The 15382-nt window shown below is 59.4% G+C and carries 14 protein-coding genes, 1 pseudogene and 1 riboswitch; of the genes and pseudogenes, 9 read left to right on the forward strand and 6 right to left on the reverse strand.

Annotated elements, in window-relative coordinates:
- Nucleotides 1-58 precede the first annotated feature (58 nt).
- From ACE1BR_RS15595 to ACE1BR_RS15610, 4 genes are all read left to right on the forward strand, one after another.
- Nucleotides 59-1483 (forward strand): NAD(P)/FAD-dependent oxidoreductase, encoded by a 1425-nt coding sequence (locus ACE1BR_RS15595; RefSeq protein WP_374871807.1) that lies wholly within the window; start codon nt 59-61, stop codon nt 1481-1483.
- Between the two features lie 47 nt (nt 1484-1530).
- On the forward strand, nt 1531-2091 hold the full coding sequence (locus tag ACE1BR_RS15600) for a hypothetical protein (protein ID WP_374871809.1): 561 nt from the start codon (nt 1531-1533) through the stop codon (nt 2089-2091).
- A 106-nt stretch (nt 2092-2197) separates the two neighbouring features.
- On the forward strand, nt 2198-3481 hold the full coding sequence (locus tag ACE1BR_RS15605; RefSeq protein WP_374871936.1) for a hypothetical protein: 1284 nt from the start codon (nt 2198-2200) through the stop codon (nt 3479-3481).
- A 54-nt stretch (nt 3482-3535) separates the two neighbouring features.
- Nucleotides 3536-4741 carry a Bcr/CflA family multidrug efflux MFS transporter gene (locus tag ACE1BR_RS15610; RefSeq protein WP_374871811.1) on the forward strand — a complete coding sequence of 402 codons (1206 nt, stop codon included), beginning with the start codon at nt 3536-3538 and terminating at the stop codon, nt 4739-4741.
- Between the two features lie 89 nt (nt 4742-4830).
- On the opposite strand, the gene ACE1BR_RS15615 is transcribed toward ACE1BR_RS15610, so the two are convergent.
- From ACE1BR_RS15615 to ACE1BR_RS15630, 4 genes and pseudogenes are all read right to left on the reverse strand, one after another.
- Nucleotides 4831-5298 (reverse strand): DUF4357 domain-containing protein, encoded by a 468-nt coding sequence (locus tag ACE1BR_RS15615; protein WP_374871812.1) that lies wholly within the window; start codon nt 5296-5298, stop codon nt 4831-4833.
- 145 nt (nt 5299-5443) lie between these two features.
- Nucleotides 5444-6160 (reverse strand): annotated as a pseudogene (locus ACE1BR_RS15620) (methyl-accepting chemotaxis protein); the annotation flags it as partial.
- Between the two features lie 779 nt (nt 6161-6939).
- On the reverse strand, nt 6940-7464 hold the full coding sequence (locus tag ACE1BR_RS15625; RefSeq protein WP_374871814.1) for a PAS domain-containing protein: 525 nt from the start codon (nt 7462-7464) through the stop codon (nt 6940-6942).
- Between the two features lie 302 nt (nt 7465-7766).
- Nucleotides 7767-8558 carry an alpha/beta fold hydrolase gene (locus ACE1BR_RS15630; RefSeq protein WP_374871816.1) on the reverse strand — a complete coding sequence of 264 codons (792 nt, stop codon included), beginning with the start codon at nt 8556-8558 and terminating at the stop codon, nt 7767-7769.
- 117 nt (nt 8559-8675) lie between these two features.
- On the opposite strand from ACE1BR_RS15630, the gene ACE1BR_RS15635 reads away from it, so the two are divergent.
- From ACE1BR_RS15635 to ACE1BR_RS15645, 3 genes are read left to right on the forward strand one after another with little or no spacing between them, the layout of a single operon-like run.
- Nucleotides 8676-9059, forward strand: coding sequence for an MmcQ/YjbR family DNA-binding protein (locus tag ACE1BR_RS15635; RefSeq protein WP_374871818.1), 384 nt, complete (start codon nt 8676-8678; stop codon nt 9057-9059).
- On the forward strand, nt 9056-9544 hold the full coding sequence (locus ACE1BR_RS15640) for a GNAT family N-acetyltransferase (protein WP_374871820.1): 489 nt from the start codon (nt 9056-9058) through the stop codon (nt 9542-9544). Before ACE1BR_RS15635 ends, ACE1BR_RS15640 begins: the two co-directional genes overlap by 4 nt.
- 57 nt (nt 9545-9601) lie before the next feature.
- Nucleotides 9602-9943, forward strand: a complete 342-nt coding sequence (locus tag ACE1BR_RS15645; protein WP_374871822.1) for a DUF3802 family protein — start codon at nt 9602-9604, stop codon at nt 9941-9943.
- 263 nt (nt 9944-10206) lie between these two features.
- On the opposite strand, the gene msrA is transcribed toward ACE1BR_RS15645, so the two are convergent.
- Nucleotides 10207-10839, reverse strand: coding sequence for a peptide-methionine (S)-S-oxide reductase MsrA (gene msrA, locus ACE1BR_RS15650; protein WP_197930462.1), 633 nt, complete (start codon nt 10837-10839; stop codon nt 10207-10209).
- Between the two features lie 268 nt (nt 10840-11107).
- Between msrA and argA the strand changes: the two genes are divergently transcribed.
- Both argA and lysC read left to right on the forward strand, forming a co-directional pair.
- Nucleotides 11108-12436, forward strand: a complete 1329-nt coding sequence (argA, locus tag ACE1BR_RS15655) for an amino-acid N-acetyltransferase (RefSeq protein WP_374871825.1) — start codon at nt 11108-11110, stop codon at nt 12434-12436.
- A 107-nt stretch (nt 12437-12543) separates the two neighbouring features.
- Nucleotides 12544-12767: riboswitch (Lysine riboswitch) on the forward strand.
- 90 nt (nt 12768-12857) lie between these two features.
- Complete coding sequence (gene lysC / locus ACE1BR_RS15660) at nt 12858-14210, forward strand: lysine-sensitive aspartokinase 3 (protein WP_374871827.1); 1353 nt, start codon at nt 12858-12860, stop codon at nt 14208-14210.
- Nucleotides 14211-14278: 68 nt separating this feature from the next.
- Here the strand turns inward: lysC and ACE1BR_RS15665 are convergent, their stop codons facing one another.
- Nucleotides 14279-15364: a hypothetical protein gene (locus tag ACE1BR_RS15665; protein ID WP_374871829.1), complete on the reverse strand. Its 1086-nt coding sequence runs from the start codon at nt 15362-15364 to the stop codon at nt 14279-14281.
- Nucleotides 15365-15382: the final 18 nt, after the last annotated feature.

A 15382-nucleotide genomic window follows, 5' to 3' on the forward strand; every position in this document is an offset into this window, starting at 1 on the left:
TTCGGGAGCCGCGCCCTGGTGCGGCTCCCTTATCTATCAAGCAGTTTCGGAATAGGTCATGAGCGATAACAACAAGAAGCACATTGCGGTACTGGGTGCCGGTCCTGCCGGTTTGATGGCCGCCTGGCGCCTGCGCCGCGCCGGTTTTGCAGTCACCCTGTTCGAGCAGGAGCCGGTGGTCGGCGGCATGTGTGCCACCCAGACTTTCCAAGGGCTCGATGGGGAGTATCGCTTCGACTACGGCGGTCACCGCTTTATCACCAAGAACCCCGAGCTGCTCGCCTTTATCGACGAGCTGATGGGGGACGACCTGCTCCACGCCGAGCGCAAGAGCGTGATCCGCTTTGGCGGGCGCACCTATGACTACCCCTTGAACCTGCCCAACCTGCTCAAGACGGCGCCGCTGGCCCTGATGGCCGGTGCAGTGAAAGACTTGCTGCTGTTGCCCTTTAGCAAGAAGCCCACCGATTTTGCCAAGGCGAGCTTTGCCGAGTGGATCCAGAGTCACTTTGGCCGCACCCTCTATCGCCAGTTCTTCGAGGGCTACACCGGCAAACTGTGGGGCATCAACCCGGACAAGCTCTCCGCCGACTGGGCCGGCCAACGCATCAGCCTGATCGATCTCAAAGACGTGGCGCGCCGCCTGCTGCCAAGACGCAACGGCAACCTCTCGGTGCGCACCTATGCCCGCAAATACCGCTACCCCAAATATGGCTTTGGCCAGATCTTCACCACCCTGGGCGAGCGGCTGGTGGCCGAGGGCGTTGAGCTGAAAACCGGCGCCACCATCACCCGCCTTGAGCAGGCTGATGGCCACATCGAACGGGTTTATTGGAAACAAGATGACGTTGAGCAGAGCGAGCAATTTGATCAGGTGATCTCCACTCTGCCGCTGCCGCTCACCTGCCAGCATCTGGGCTTGCCGTGCGATCTCCACTATCGATCGCTTCGCTTCGTCAATATGCCGCTCAAACAGGAGAACCTGTCGGACAACACCTGGCAGTACCTCTCCGACCCCCATATTCTGGCGACCCGCCTACAGGAGCCGCGCCGCCGCAGCCCCTTTATGGCGCCCCAGGGCCAAACCTCGGTGATGCTGGAGATCCCCTGCAATCCGGGGGATGCCACCTGGCAGGCACCGCTCTCTGATCTGCGCGGTCGGGTTACCGCTGATCTCGCCAGCCTCGGCGTCGATACCGCCAAGCTTGGCGATGAGACCTTCGAGGCCCGCAGCGAGTATGCCTATCCGCTGATGGATCTTGGCTATCAGACTCGCCGCAACGAAGCCATCAAGGCGCTGATGCCCATCACCAACCTCATCATGACCGGCCGTCAGGGGACATTCCGCTATATCTTCACCGACACCGCCATGGAGATGGGGATGATGGCCGCCGACATGGTGATCGACGGGGTGGACAGGCGCCACGCCATCTTTAACCATCGCAACGAAAATACCGTGATTGAAACCCAGAGCGTGGCCTGATGGCAGCGCCATTGGCATAACCTCTTGGCATAAATAAGGAGAACAGGATGACTATCCGCCCGGGTTTACTCGCCCTCACCCTGCTGCTGACCCTCAGCGGGCAGGCACAGGCTTACTCCTACGCCGCCGCCGGCAAGGAGCCACTGATCGACGCCCGCGAAGCGCTGCTGGGCGCCGCCACTGACGGCAAAGATGCCAGCGCCACCTTGAGCGAGATTGCCGAGGAGCTGACCTATCTGGAACAGCACCACCAGGTCGAGCTGCAAGCACCGCTGGCCGCCGCCATCAAAGCCAAAGACGCCGCGGCTACCGCGGCCCTGCTCAACCGGGCCTACAAGGCGGAGATCGAGCGCCGTCTCGAGGGGGCCAGCCAGAACCTTGGCGACTACCAGACCGCCAAGGTGCTGGTGGTCAAGAGCAAGCGCTTCCTCGACTTGATCCTCCCCTCTCTCAGTGAAGGGGATCGCAAGGCCGCCGAACAGGCGCTGGCCAAGGTGCTGGATGCCATCGGCAACCCGGGGGTATTCGGGGTAGGTGCCAAGCCCGCCGACGCCGCTGCCTTTGCCGCAGCGGAAAAAGCGCTGATGGCCGTGCTGGCGCCGCTTTGATGACCTCTCATCGATGATGACGGCCCCCCTTATCCCCAACCCTTCTCCCGCAAGGGGAGAAGGGGGGCGTCACCACGGCCGATTACGCTTCGCTAATCGACCCTACTTGCTGATCCTGCTGCAACTGGTCTGGCTTGGCTGGCTGCTGGCCTTCCCGGTGGCACTCGATTCCGACGATGCCCTCAATTTCGCCCATGGGGTGACGCGCTTTAGCGTGCTGGAGTTCTCCCCCCACTTTCCGGGCTATCCCGCCTTTATCTGGCTGGCGCGGCTGATCAATCTGGCGGTGGACGATCCGGCCCGCGCGGTGCAATGGGCAAGCCTGTTGGGCACAGCACTGCTGGCACCGCTCGCCGCCTGGCTGGCAGTGAGATTGTGGCAACGGTCAAGCCTGCTCGCCCCGGTCTGGCTACTGGTACTGGCTCTGCCGCTTACCCCGACGCTGGCGCTGTCCGGACTTTCGGATGGGCCCGCGCTGGCCGCCTGGCTCGGGGCACTGCTGGCCTTGCAGCATCGAAAGATTGCACTGGCAGGCCTAATGCTGGGCTTCATGCTGGCCCTGCGCCCCTCCTACTTTGTGCTGGCGCTGCTACCTCTGTGGCTCGGGATAGGACAGAAGGGAACGCGCGTCAGGTTTGTGCTCCCCATCGCGCTGGTGGGGCTTATCAGTCTGCTGTTTGTCTGGCAGGCCGACGGCTGGGCCTATTTTAGCGAGGGGCGCCGCTTTACCGACGGTCACTTTACCCTGTGGGGCAATACGGCGGCGGCCCACGGCGATCGGCTGCTAAGCTGGGCGCGCACCTTCAACGATCAGCTCACCCCGCTTTGGCCCCTGGCTGTCGGAGCCTTGCTGATGCTGCCACTTTGGCAACGGTCAAAGGATCACAATACAGCCTTCTCCCCGCTCTGGTCGCTCTACTGGCTTGCCCTGCTGCTCTGGACTCTGTTTGGCCAGAACCCGGACAATCCCCGCCATCTGGCGCCCGTCACCCTGCTCGGTATTGTGCTGCTGGCAGGCTGGCTGCCACGCCGTGGCGAATGGGTGATCGCGATGGCCGGATTGCTGCTGCTCGCGGCGACCTTCACCCTGCCCCGGCCGCCCGCCATGGTACTGGCGGCCAGACTGGCAGAAAAAACCTGCCCGGCACTGGTGACCCAGTGGGGGGTAAGATTGCTGCGGGAGACCACGGCACTGCCGGTGACGGACGGCTGGTACAAGGGGGATGCAAACCTCGCGCTGGCGCAAGGGGCTTGCCGCCTTAGCCGTCGATCCATGAGTGCGACCAAGATGCCAGCCCCGGTCAAACAGCACTGGTTTGCCCCACGCTTTCGGGCCGAGCCCGGACTCTGGCTTGCCATACCGGATCCATCCCGGCAACAAAACTGGTAGACTGCTCTTTTTCCGCGCTTTTCAACCGGACGTTTCGAATCAACTGGACACCCTATGCCCCAATCGCCCACTGCTCAGGCTGCAGCCCTCTCCCCCCGTTTCCTCTTTATCCTGCTGGGCGCCCTGGCGGGCCTGACCCCGCTGGCGGTGGATATGTATCTGCCTGCTATTCCGGCCATCGCCCGGGATCTGGCCACCAGCATCGACGGCGCCCAGCTCACCATCAGCGCCTTTTTGGGCGGTTTTGCCATCGGCCAGCTCTTCTACGGCCCGCTCGCCGACAGCTTTGGCCGCAAGCCGGTGATCCTGGCGGGACTCACCATGTTTGCCATCGCCTCGGTCGGTTGCGCCATGGCAGACTCCCTGCCGGAACTGCTGGCCTATCGGATGTTGCAGGCGGCAGGCGGCGCTGCGGGGTCGGTGGTGGTCAATGCCCTGCTGCGCGACCTGTTCGAGAAGGATGCGTTTTCCCGCGCCATGTCGTTCGTCATTCTGGTGATGACCCTGGCGCCACTGGTGGCACCGGTGGTGGGCGGCTATATCAGTGCCCACGCCAGCTGGCGGGTGATCTTCTGGCTGCTGGTGGGGATCAGCCTGCTGGTCTGTCTGGTGATGCAGTGGAAAATTCAGGAGACCCTGAAACCGGAACATCGTCAGCCTCTTAATCTGGGTCAGATCCTAAAGAACTACTGGGGGGTGCTCTCCCATCGCGGCGCCATGGGCTATGTGCTGTGCGGCTCCCTCTCCAGCTCCGGCATGTTCGCCTTCCTGAGTGGCTCCCCTTACGTCTATATCGAGTATTTCAAGGTGCCGACCGAGCACTACGGCTGGCTGTTTGGCCTCAATATCCTGCTGATGATGGTGGTCACCTTTGCAAATAGCCGACTGGTGAAGGGGTTGGGTGCCGAGCGGATGTTGCAATACGGTCTGCTGATCCTGCCCTGTGCTGGCGGCCTGCTGATCTACAACGCCTGGAGCCAGACCGGCGGTCTGTGGGGCATCGTCATTCCAGTGGTGCTCTTTATCGGCCATATCAGTCTGGTGGGGGCCAATGCCATGACCGGCCTGATGGGCCACTTCCCGCAATCTGCTGGCACCGCCTCGGCACTGGCGGGCACCTTGCGCTTTGGTATCGGCGCCGTGGTCGGCATTCTGGTCAACCTCAATCCACCCCAATCGCCGCTGCCCATGGCCATCGCCATCGCCTGCTGTGGAATAGGCTCCACCTTGAGCTACTGGCTGCTGACCGGCAAAAAATAAGCCACAGACAGCACAACGCCGCCCCTGTTTGGCCAGAAAGTCGACCAGAGGGCGGCGTTGCGGTTTTCGCGGTGGCTATCTGCGCCAGATTACTTCTTGCCAAAACCCGACTGTTTAAGGGTATAGCCTGCGCTGTTCTGCCAGGCATCCAGGCCACTGCGGTTATTGCCTGCCACCAAACTGGCGGCAAGGCTTGGGCTGTTGAACAGCTGATCGGCGGTAAAAACAAAACCCCCTTCACTGCGAGCCACCAGGATCCCCTTGTTTAACAACTCCAGCCGTAGATCGATCACCGCTTCACGCAGGGAGGCGGCATCCTCACCATTGGCGGTGGAGCCCGCCAGCACCATAAAGCCCGGATTTTGCCGCTTGCCTACCGGATAACCGTGGGCTTCAGCCCCTTTGCCGTTGAAGTGGTAGAGCTCTCGCTCCCCCGGCCGATTGTCGGAGAGCGCCTTTTGCAGGGTCATCAGCTCGTTGTAGATCTCGATGGGGACGACGGCAGCCTGCTTGTTGCCCTTGCTATCGATGATAAAACTGACTTGCTTGTGTAACATCCTTGCTCATCCTGTGACCCATGGAAGCCTCTATTCTAACCACCTCAGGCAACCATGATCCAGCAAGGATCCCCATCTCTTTTGCTGCATCGATCACTAACTGACGCACTCGCTGCCCCGCTGAAAGCCATTGGCCATCAAATGGTTATCTGGCCCTATATTGCTCTTCCACCATCTGGTTGAGCAGGTGCATCACCTGTTTGCTGGCCTGTTCCGCACTGTCCATCTCACTCAGGATCGTCTTCAGCAAGGTGTCATTATGCAACCAGTCGCCACGTGCTGCGGCCAGCGCTTTGTTAACCGCACCGTGTACCTGCTTGTGGGGAATGTCGAGCTGTTTGAAGCTTGGCAAGGCACCAAATTGCCCAGCACCCTCCCCTTCGTAATACCAGCGCCCCAGGCGACAATCGGCATGACTGGCCACGGCTCCGCTCTCACTCCCTCGGGATTCCAGCCCATGGTAACCACTCTGCATGAAGATGATGTGATCAAGCTTGATCAACGATGCAAATGCCAAGCCTCTGGCATAGTGCAGATGACCAATATTGGACTTGGCTCCCTCGGCAACCGCCTCGAAACTATGGCGGAATCCGTCCACATTATCGCTGATCCGCTGACTGCGCCCCCCGAGCGAGAGCACGCTGGATACGATCGCTTCGATACTGGTCGTCAACCCTTTGACCACCTCGCGGATCTCATTGGTCGACTGGCGAGTGCGCTCGGCCAGTGCCCTAACCTCATCAGCCACCACGGCAAAACCACGTCCCACTTCACCCGCTCGCGCCGCCTCAATGGCTGCATTGAGAGCCAACAAATTGGTCTGTGCGGTGATCTCGGTAATCAGGTTGACCGTCTCGGTGATCCGGGCGCTTTCACCCGCCAGTGCCGTAGCCACACGCCCGGTATCTTGCATCTCGCGGTTAATGCCGAGCAGCTCCTGACTCAGTTCCTCGACCACCGTCATGCTGTGTAGCGAAGCATCCAGTCCCTGCTGGGCAGTGCCGAGCACATCCTCAATCTTGTCGCTAAGGGTCAGCAGATCTTCCTGATTACCCGCCAGATTGCTGCGCAGGTTGTGGTTATTGGTCTGATGCAACCGGTTGAGCAGATCTCCCTGACGGGAGAGCTCAGTGGCTTCCTGAATGGCATGCAGGGAGAGATTGATATTATCCGCCGTTTTGGCGAACTCCCCCGGCAATCCCTGCTTGAAGGCGTGTCGATAGTAGCGTCCCTGTCCGGCATGCTCGAAACAGGAGACCATGTCCTTGATGTTGGCCTCGACGATGTCTAGAAAACCGTTGAGGTTCCATGCAATCTTGCCAAGCTCGCCGAGCCCCTTGGTTCGTGTCACCCGAACATGGGTTTCGCCCGAACTGGCTTTTACCAACACCTCGTTGATCTGATCCATGACCGCCACCAGACGCCGCTGCTCACGCAATGCCAATACGATAAAAAGCAGTGCCAGGGCCGGAATACCCAGATTGAACCAGGTTACCCCTACCGTACTGATGGAGAAGATCGCCAATGCCAGCACAGACAAACCAAACACGGTACAGATCAACAGAAACTTCTGGCTGATAAAAAGATGCTTCTTGCTGGCACTACTGGTTTTGGAGAGAACGGTAGACATAGGCTGACTCCTTAATCCTGTTGCACCAGATTGAGAATAAAGCGTTCATAATCAGTCCCCTGCGAGGCAAGATGTTGCTCAAGCCAACTCCAGGACTGCTTGGGGACATCACCAGCCATGCCGCGCTCCAGCTCGCGCATCTTCTGGTAAATCGGTTCAATCGCAGCAACAGCTTGGCGTGACGGGCAACGACGCACCGAAAAATAACCGATCGCCTTACCATCGCGAAAATCAGGACGCACGTTGGCCAGCACCCAATAAAAGTCGCCATTGGCTGTCATGTTCTTGACCAGACCGAAGAACTCCCGATTTCCCTTAAGGAAATGCCAAAGCCCCCAGAAAACACCACGAGGCATATCGGGATGACGCACGATATTGTGTGGGGCGCCCAGCAGGGTCTCTTCTGAAAAATCGCAGAGTCGCATGAAGATTTTGTTGGAGTAAGTAATCCGGCCTGCCAGATCGGTCTTGGAGACGATCAGCTCGTTTGGATCGAAAGTGACTTCTCGCTGGGTAGGAGTAATGGTCTTGCTCATGGTCGATATCCCATCCTTAGGTCATTGATAAACACTATATCTCTACCAAATCGTAATGCACATGAAAGGCATGGTTATTTGCCTTGCATCCTACCGGGAGAAAAGACGCCACATACATGTATGGGTAATGGCTATATCCATCTGAATATCGGCGACACCCGAAAAAACCTGAGCACACCAGATGAAAAGCGGGTCAATTGTGTGGTGTATCAATGAGAGCGACGAGCGGCCGACGTATAGCAAGTCGGCATCTTAGTTCAGGAAGGAAACTCGTTCGTAAACGGGCACTGACCGACCCGTATTCAGCAGCGGCGGCCAGTCAGAGAGTTGAGAAATGCCAGTGTGCGGCGATTAAACTGCTCCGGCTGCTCCACATTGCAGACATGGCCGCACTGTTCGATCACCGCCAGCGAAGCGCTGGCATCGCGGGCCACCTGCTCGCGGACCGGCGCCAGAAACATATGATCCTCCTCCCCCATCACATAGAGAGTGGGAATAGGCAGGGAGCGTTCGCGAAAATAGCGCATCAGCGGGTTGACCTCGGTTGCAAGGCGGAACCAGCGTTTGAACTCCTTCTGGCAGAGCTTGCGGGCCTCGCGCACAAAGAGGTTGCGCGACTCCTGATGGTGCTGGCGCGGCATGATGATGAAGGCAAACAGCCGGTAGAGCCACATATAGGGCAGGATATGCTGGCCGAGTCGACCGAGCTGTACCAGCACCCGCGAACGAATATCGAGCCGCAGGATGGCTCCGCCCAGTACCATGCTCTTGACCCGCTCCGGGCAGAGCTCGGCCAGATGGCGAATAAGAATAGTGCCAAGGGAGATGCCGACAAAGTGGGCACGGCGGATATTGAGATGATCGAGCAGCCGAACGATATCCTCGGTCACCGCCCGAAAGCTGTAGTGGCCCTGGATCACCTGCTGCAACTGGTGAGACTGGCCGTGGCCGCGCAAGTCCAGCAGCAGCACGTTGAACTGCTCGCGATAGGCGCGCAACTGCTTGAACCAGATGGAAGAGCTGCCACCGGCACCGTGGACAAACACCACCCAATCTCGCTCTGGACCCAGTTCGAAAGTCTTGTGATACAACATCAATAGGCTCCCTTGGTGATGGGGGGTATACTCGGCTGCGCGCATGTTAACAGAACATATTCTGTTAAAGATATGTGCCTGACATGACCCGGATCCCCCCTTGAGCGAGACCCCTTGATGGATTTGACCCGTTTGCGCCACTTTTTATTGACCCTGCCGGGCGCCACCGAAGACACCCCGTTTGGTCCGGAGATCCTGGTCTATCGCATCGCGGGCAAGATGTTCGCATTGGTGGATTGGCAGGCCGAACCGCTGACCATCAACCTCAAATGCGATCCCGAACTGGCTCTGCTGCTGCGCGAGATCCACCCCGAGGTCAAACCGGGATGGCACATGAACAAACAACACTGGAACACAGTGACCCTGAACCGCACCTTACCAGAGGATCTGTGGCAAGGCTGGGTGCACCACTCCTATGAACGGGTTGTTGCGGGTCTGCCTAAAGCCAAACGGCCACAGGCACCGCTGCCCCTCCAACCCACTGACGACCAGACCCCATGACGCCAGCACTTAGTCCAGCACTTTGCATTGTCCCGCTCAGCGAGCCACATATCCCCGCCCTCGCGACCCTGTTCGAGCTGGCGGTGCGGCGCAGCGGCCCCGAGCACTACAGCGCCGAACAGGTGGAACAGTGGGCCCTCGGCGCTCGCCATCCCGGTTTTGTCAGCCAACTGCGCGAACACCACGGCTGGGTAGCCGAGCTGGGAGAGGTGCCCCTCGGTTTTGTCACCCTGAGCCCCGATGGCCACCTCAGTCTGCTCTATGTGAGCGCCGACCATCAGCGGCAAGGGCTGGGCAATCTGTTGCTCACCACCGCCATGGCGGGTGCCCGGGCGCTGGGTCTGAAGAGTATGACGACCGAGGCCAGCGCCTTCAGTTATGAGCTATTTTTACGTCATGGCTTTACATTGACCGGGCTGGAGTGCGTGGAGCGGGGCGGCGTCAGTTTTACTCGCCATCGCCTGCACTGCTGCTTGCCAAGCTAGGGCAAGCCACTAAAATACGCTTAATTTTCGTATTGTTACTGTATTGAGGCAGCAACCATGGTGGTAGAAAGTGAAGGTTATATCTCGCTGATCGAGTATCTGGTGGAGAGTCTGGGATTGTTTGAATCCCAACAACAGAGCAACAGTAACGGTGAAGAGACCATCGAAGATCTGGTCAGTGGCCGTGTTGCCAGCAACCTGATGGCCATTTGCGAGCAGAACCCACAGCTCGATCCCAAGGTGCGTTTTGCCATCATGCAGGAGGCCGATGCCGTGGTCGCCGATCTGGAAGAGGTGCTCTCCGCCGTCTGGCTGCGCGCCCCAACCCCGGAGCAAAAAACCTTCCTCATCGAGTTTATCGACCTTATCAAAAACCTGTTCGACAGCACGATCGCCTGATCAAGCGCTGACGTATTCTGACAATACAACAAGGTTTCAAATCCAGCAGATATGAAAAGGGCCGCCTTGGTGGGCAGCCCTGCTTGCTATCATTTTCAACCCACCCATGCGTTCATTCATTGAGTGGCTATCAAGGCAAGAAATGTGTCTGGACTTTGCATCCGATCCCTGGACGCTAACTGGTTAGTCTTGCCCCGTAGCAATAAGTTCCCGCCAGACATCATTTATTTTCACTTTTTTTAAGAAAATCCCTACAAACCTGTTCAGCGGTTCAGGTTTGGCGGCAAACAGACTCCTATGCCACCCAGTCCGCAGTATCCATCCGGGTTCTTCTCCAAATATTGCTGATGGTAATCCTCGGCGTAATAGAAGGGCGCCAACGGCAGAATGCGGGTGGTGATGGCACGGCTGTCGCCGCTCGCGGCCATCGCCTGCTGATAGGCCGCCATGCTCTGCTGGGCGATGATCTGCTGGCTCTCGTCGCCATAGAAGATCACCGAACGATACTGGGTGCCGACATCTCCCCCCTGCCGCATCCCCTGCGCCGGATCATGCTGCTCCCAGAACAGTCTGAGCAAATCGCCGTAGCTGATAACGGCTGGGTCAAACACCACCTGCACCGTCTCGGCATGGCCGGTCAGTCCGCTGCACACCTCTTTGTAGGTGGGATTCTGGGTGACACCGCCCTGATAGCCGGCCGCAGTGGAATAGACCCCTGGCTGCTGCCAGAACAAGCGCTCTACACCCCAGAAACAGCCCATACCAAACCAAGCTACCGCCATCCCTTCTGGCCAGGGGCCCTGGGTCGGGTTGCCGTTCACCGCATGCTGCTGACCAATCACCATCGCTTCGCGTCGTCCCGGCAGGGCATCTGCCGGTGAAATAATCTGTTCCATGAATCCTGTCCTTGTATAAAACCCTGTGAAATCACACAGCTGACGAAAAGGAGCATCGAAGATAGCAGTTTATCGCGGCGGATCAACCGGCGAGCCTATCCTCGCTCACCCATCCTGCCATCAACGCCTCACGGTCCGCTTGCCCGATCTGAACAGCCCGGCCCTCCCCCATAGACCAGCAACAACCAAAATCAATATTTAGTCTTGATTTGTGAATTAATTTTCATATATTGAGCCAATCGCTGTTTTTTTATGGAAGAAACCTCAAGTGCGTGAACGCGAACCCAGTCTGGTCAATGCCTTCCGGCAATCCACCCCCTATGTCAATGTGCATCGGGGTGCCACTTTTGTGCTGATGATGGGGGGAGAAGCCCTCTGCCACCCCAACTTCGCCAATATCGTCAGCGATATCGCCCTGCTGCAGACACTGGGCATACGCCTAGTGCTGGTGTTTGGTTCACGCCCGCAAAATGATGAGGCGCTGGCCCGCGCAGGTATCGAGGCCCAGTACCACAAGCGGATCCGGGTCACCGATGACGAGAGCTTTGCCATCATCAAGCAGGTGTGTGGCGGGTTGCAGTACGACATCACCGCCCAGCTATCCATGGGGCTCGCCAATACCCCGATGCAGGGGGCGCGGATCAGCGTGGTGAGCGGTAACTTCGTCACCGCCCAGCCGCTCGGGGTGGATGACGGCATCGACTTTTGCCACAGCGGCCGGGTACGCCGCATCGACGTGGAGGGGATCACCCGCCAGCTCGACCAAAAGAGTCTGGTACTCATCTCCCCCATCGGCTGCTCGGTCACCGGCGAGAGCTTCAACTTAAGCTCCGAAGAGGTGGCCCGCCGGGTGGCAGTCGACCTCAAAGCAGACAAACTCATCTGTTTCAGCAGCACCCAGGGGGTAATGGACCGCCACGGCGAAGCCATCTCCGAGCTCTTCCCCGAACAGGCTGAAGAGCTGCTGGTGGAGCTGGAGCAGGCGGGCGAAGAGATGTCTGGCACTGCCCGCTACCTGCGTGCAGCGATTGCCTCTTGCCGCGGCGGGGTACCCCGCTCCCATCTGGTGAGCTATCAGGATGACGGCGCCATGCTGCAGGAGCTGTTCAGCCGTGACGGCCTCGGCACCCAGATCGTGCGGGAAAGTGCCGAGCAGGCGCGGGCCGCCAGCATCGAGGACATCGGCGGCATTCTGGATCTCATTCGCCCGCTGGAGGAGGAAGGTATTCTTGTACGCCGCTCACGCGAGCAGCTGGAGATGGAGATCGACAAGTTCACCATTATCGAACGCGATGGCCTGATCATCGGCTGCGCGGCGCTCTACTGCTTTATGGAAGAGGCGATGGCGGAGATGGCCTGCGTCGCCATTCACCCCGACTACCGCAACTCCAACCGGGGGGATCAGCTGGTGGCCAAGGTGGCTGAGCGGGCCAAGCGGCTCGGCATTCGCCGCCTGTTCGTGCTCACCACCCGCTCCATCCACTGGTTCCGCGAGCGGGGGTTCGAACCGCTGGAGGTGGAGGATCTGCCGGTGGCGCGCCAGCGCTTCTACAACTGGCAGCGTCGCTCCAAGGTTTTGTCAAAAACCATTGCCTAAGCCGTTGATTCTGTGCTGAGTTAGTCGATAAATTGAACTTTTTTACAAACTCGATTGACAGTCCAATCCAACGCAAGGTATTTCTAAATGCACTCCACCGCCATGGTGGAGCCAGAAGAGGAGCGCTGCCCAGGCAGCCCAAGGGAGGACACCAGCGTCCGGTGAACTTGGGTCAGGGGGAGCAGCGCCGAGACATCTGAGGAGACTGGAAAACTCAGTGTCGGCTGCGGGGGCTGAATCCCCCGGGTTGTCATCGGTAGTGATCATCCCCCACCGCGCTCTGTCAGGGGCGGTACGGGATGGGCTCTGCAGGTGGAGTGCTTCTGGCCGGGATAGTTTCGATCATTCCTGCCATTTTCAGCCTCCTCCTCTCTTATTTGCCCGATGGAACCGGAATCTTGAATTAAGACAGGAGTAAGCAATGAGCCCGATCAATGTCGCCAAGTTTGGCGGAACCAGTGTCGCCAACGCCGCGGCCATGAATAATTGCGCCGATATCGTGCTGGCCAATCCCGCCACCCGCGTCGTGGTACTGAGTGCCAGCGCCGGTGTCACCAACCTGCTGGTGGCGCTGGCGCAGGGAGAGTTGGACGAAACGGGCCGCGACGAGCAGCTGGCCAAACTGGCCGGGATCCAGCAGGCCATTCTGGCCGATCTCGGCCACCCCATTGATGTGAGCGCCCTCATTCATGGCCAGTTGGGCGAGATCCGTACCATGGCGCAACAGGCCAGCCAGCAGACCGATGCAGAACTGGCCGACCGCCTCATCGCCTGCGGTGAACTGATGTCGACCCGCCTCTTTACCGAGCTGCTACGCCAGCGCGGCGTCAATGCCCACTGGCAGGATGTGCGCCAACTGATGCGTACCGACAGCCGCTTTGGCAAGGCCACTGTCGATATCAATGCCACCCGCACACTCTGTCAGCAGACGCTAGCGCCCCTGCTTGGCGACACTATCGTCATCACCCAGGGCTTTATCGGTGCCGATGGTGATGGTCGCACCACCACCCTCGGCCGCGGCGGCTCCGACTACAGCGCGGCCCTTTTGGCCGAAGCGCTCGATGCCAGTTCCATCGAGATCTGGACCGACGTGCCCGGTATCTACACCACGGATCCGCGCCTGGTCACCCGGGCCCGCCCCATTCCCGAGATCAGCTTCGTTGAAGCAGCCGAGATGGCCACCTTCGGTGCCAAGGTGCTCCACCCCGCCACCCTGCAGCCAGCGGTGCGCCAGAATATTCCGGTGTTTGTCGGCTCCAGCAAGGATCCGCAGGCAGGCGGTACCTGGATCCGCTCCAGCACCGATTCGAGCCCGCTATTTCGCGCCGTTGCCCTGCGCCGCCAGCAGGTGCTGGTGACCCTGCACAGCCTCAACATGTTCCACGCCTACGGCTTTCTGGCCGAAGTGTTCGGCATTCTGGCCCGTCATCGTATCTCGGTCGACCTCATCACCACCTCGGAGGTGAGCGTGTCACTCACCCTGGATCACACCGGCAGCCAGAGCAACGGCGAGCCGATCCTGAGCGACAAGGTGCTGGCGGAACTGGGGCAACTTTGCAAAGTGGAGGTGGAAACCGGGCTGGCACTGGTGGCGCTTATCGGCAACCGGATGAGCGAAGTGAACGGGGTTGGCAGTCAGGTCTTCTCCACCCTGCGAGATCACAATATCCGGATGATCTGTTATGGTGCCAGCGCCCACAATCTCTGCTTCCTGGTCAAAGAGAGCGAGGCAGGCAATATCGTCAACCACCTCCATCTGGAGCTGCTCGACTAACCCTCGCGACCATGCAACAGGGTACCGTCAAGGTACCCTTGTCATATCTGAGTCGCCGTGATCACCGCTCAGGCAAAGGCGGTTATAGGTAGCTGACAAGCCACAACTTCGCGATGCAACTGCTGCAAACGGGCCAACAGTCCGCTCTGACCCAGTGCAGCGTCCTGAGACGATAGGTTATCCACCAGCTGCGGATAGTGGTCGGTCACTGCCTGCTCCAGCCAGTCGAGACGGCGCAGGGTCAGCGGGCCGCAGCTCTGACCGCTCAGATCATCGGCCACATCGAGCCGGTGGCTGCGATACATGTCCCGCCACCAATTGGCTGCCAGCGCCTCATCACTGGCCAGTGCCGCACTCCACTCCCCCTGCAGGGCGTGCAAGCGGGCCAGCACCGGGGCACTGGCCCCTTCGCGGATCAGGTGATGGATCTCCCGTTTCACCCATTTAAGACAGAGCTCGCGCCAGTAGCGAAACTGCGGCATCGGGTCGGCTTCATCAAGCCATAGCCCGGAGAGGGTGCGGGTCTCCAGCCGCTCCGGCACATGAAATTGCGGGTCGACCAGACCGTTGGAGTTGTACTCAAAACGGGGATCAAAGGGCCACATATAACCAAAGTCAAACACGCTGATCTGATCGCCATCGTCCAGCAAATTGCCCGGACTCGGATCCCAGTCAAACCAGCCCCAGCGCGCCAACTCTCCCTGCACCTCCAGCATCTGCGCCAGATTGCGTTCGTTGAGCTGATGCACCGGCACACCCCGCAACCAGGGAGAGACCAGAATACCGGCGCGGGCCGAACCAAAACTGGTGCAGACCACGTGAGAGAGGATGGTGGGGTGGAGTTCGCGCAACGCCTCGATTTCGCGCCGCCGCTCCAGCTCGGTGAGAAAAGCCGTCTTGCCGTCGAGGTTGGCCACCAGCGAATCCTGACGACGACGCTTGAGGCACCAGTGATGGCCATCAACCTTGAGGTGAAACACCTCGGCGGTGAGACCGTGGCGGTAAACCTTGAGTACTGACGGATGGGAATCCTTGATCCTGACCAGTTGTGCCAAAGGAAGCGGACAGTCACGTTCGCGTCCGATCCGGATCTCTTCCTTGCTCTCCAGCATACGCAACAATCTTGCCTGCCGCGCCATCACCTTGGGATTCATACATGTACCTCCTGTCGC

Origin of the sequence: Aeromonas sp. MdU4 (assembly GCF_041929505.1) — a bacterium.
Lineage (GTDB): Bacteria > Pseudomonadota > Gammaproteobacteria > Enterobacterales > Aeromonadaceae > Aeromonas.

Coding starts and splice junctions, on each gene's coding strand:
- ACE1BR_RS15615 (WP_374871812.1), bottom strand. CDS start 5,298: ATGTTACACAAGCAAGTCAGTTTTATCATCGATAGCAAGGGCAACAAG.
- ACE1BR_RS15645 (WP_374871822.1), top strand. CDS start 9,602: ATGGTGGTAGAAAGTGAAGGTTATATCTCGCTGATCGAGTATCTGGTG.
- ACE1BR_RS15595 (WP_374871807.1), top strand. CDS start 59: ATGAGCGATAACAACAAGAAGCACATTGCGGTACTGGGTGCCGGTCCT.
- ACE1BR_RS15600 (WP_374871809.1), top strand. CDS start 1,531: ATGACTATCCGCCCGGGTTTACTCGCCCTCACCCTGCTGCTGACCCTC.
- ACE1BR_RS15630 (WP_374871816.1), bottom strand. CDS start 8,558: ATGTTGTATCACAAGACTTTCGAACTGGGTCCAGAGCGAGATTGGGTG.
- ACE1BR_RS15640 (WP_374871820.1), top strand. CDS start 9,056: ATGACGCCAGCACTTAGTCCAGCACTTTGCATTGTCCCGCTCAGCGAG.
- ACE1BR_RS15665 (WP_374871829.1), bottom strand. CDS start 15,364: ATGAATCCCAAGGTGATGGCGCGGCAGGCAAGATTGTTGCGTATGCTG.
- lysC (WP_374871827.1), top strand. CDS start 12,858: ATGAGCCCGATCAATGTCGCCAAGTTTGGCGGAACCAGTGTCGCCAAC.
- msrA (WP_197930462.1), bottom strand. CDS start 10,839: ATGGAACAGATTATTTCACCGGCAGATGCCCTGCCGGGACGACGCGAA.
- ACE1BR_RS15625 (WP_374871814.1), bottom strand. CDS start 7,464: ATGAGCAAGACCATTACTCCTACCCAGCGAGAAGTCACTTTCGATCCA.
- ACE1BR_RS15635 (WP_374871818.1), top strand. CDS start 8,676: ATGGATTTGACCCGTTTGCGCCACTTTTTATTGACCCTGCCGGGCGCC.
- ACE1BR_RS15610 (WP_374871811.1), top strand. CDS start 3,536: ATGCCCCAATCGCCCACTGCTCAGGCTGCAGCCCTCTCCCCCCGTTTC.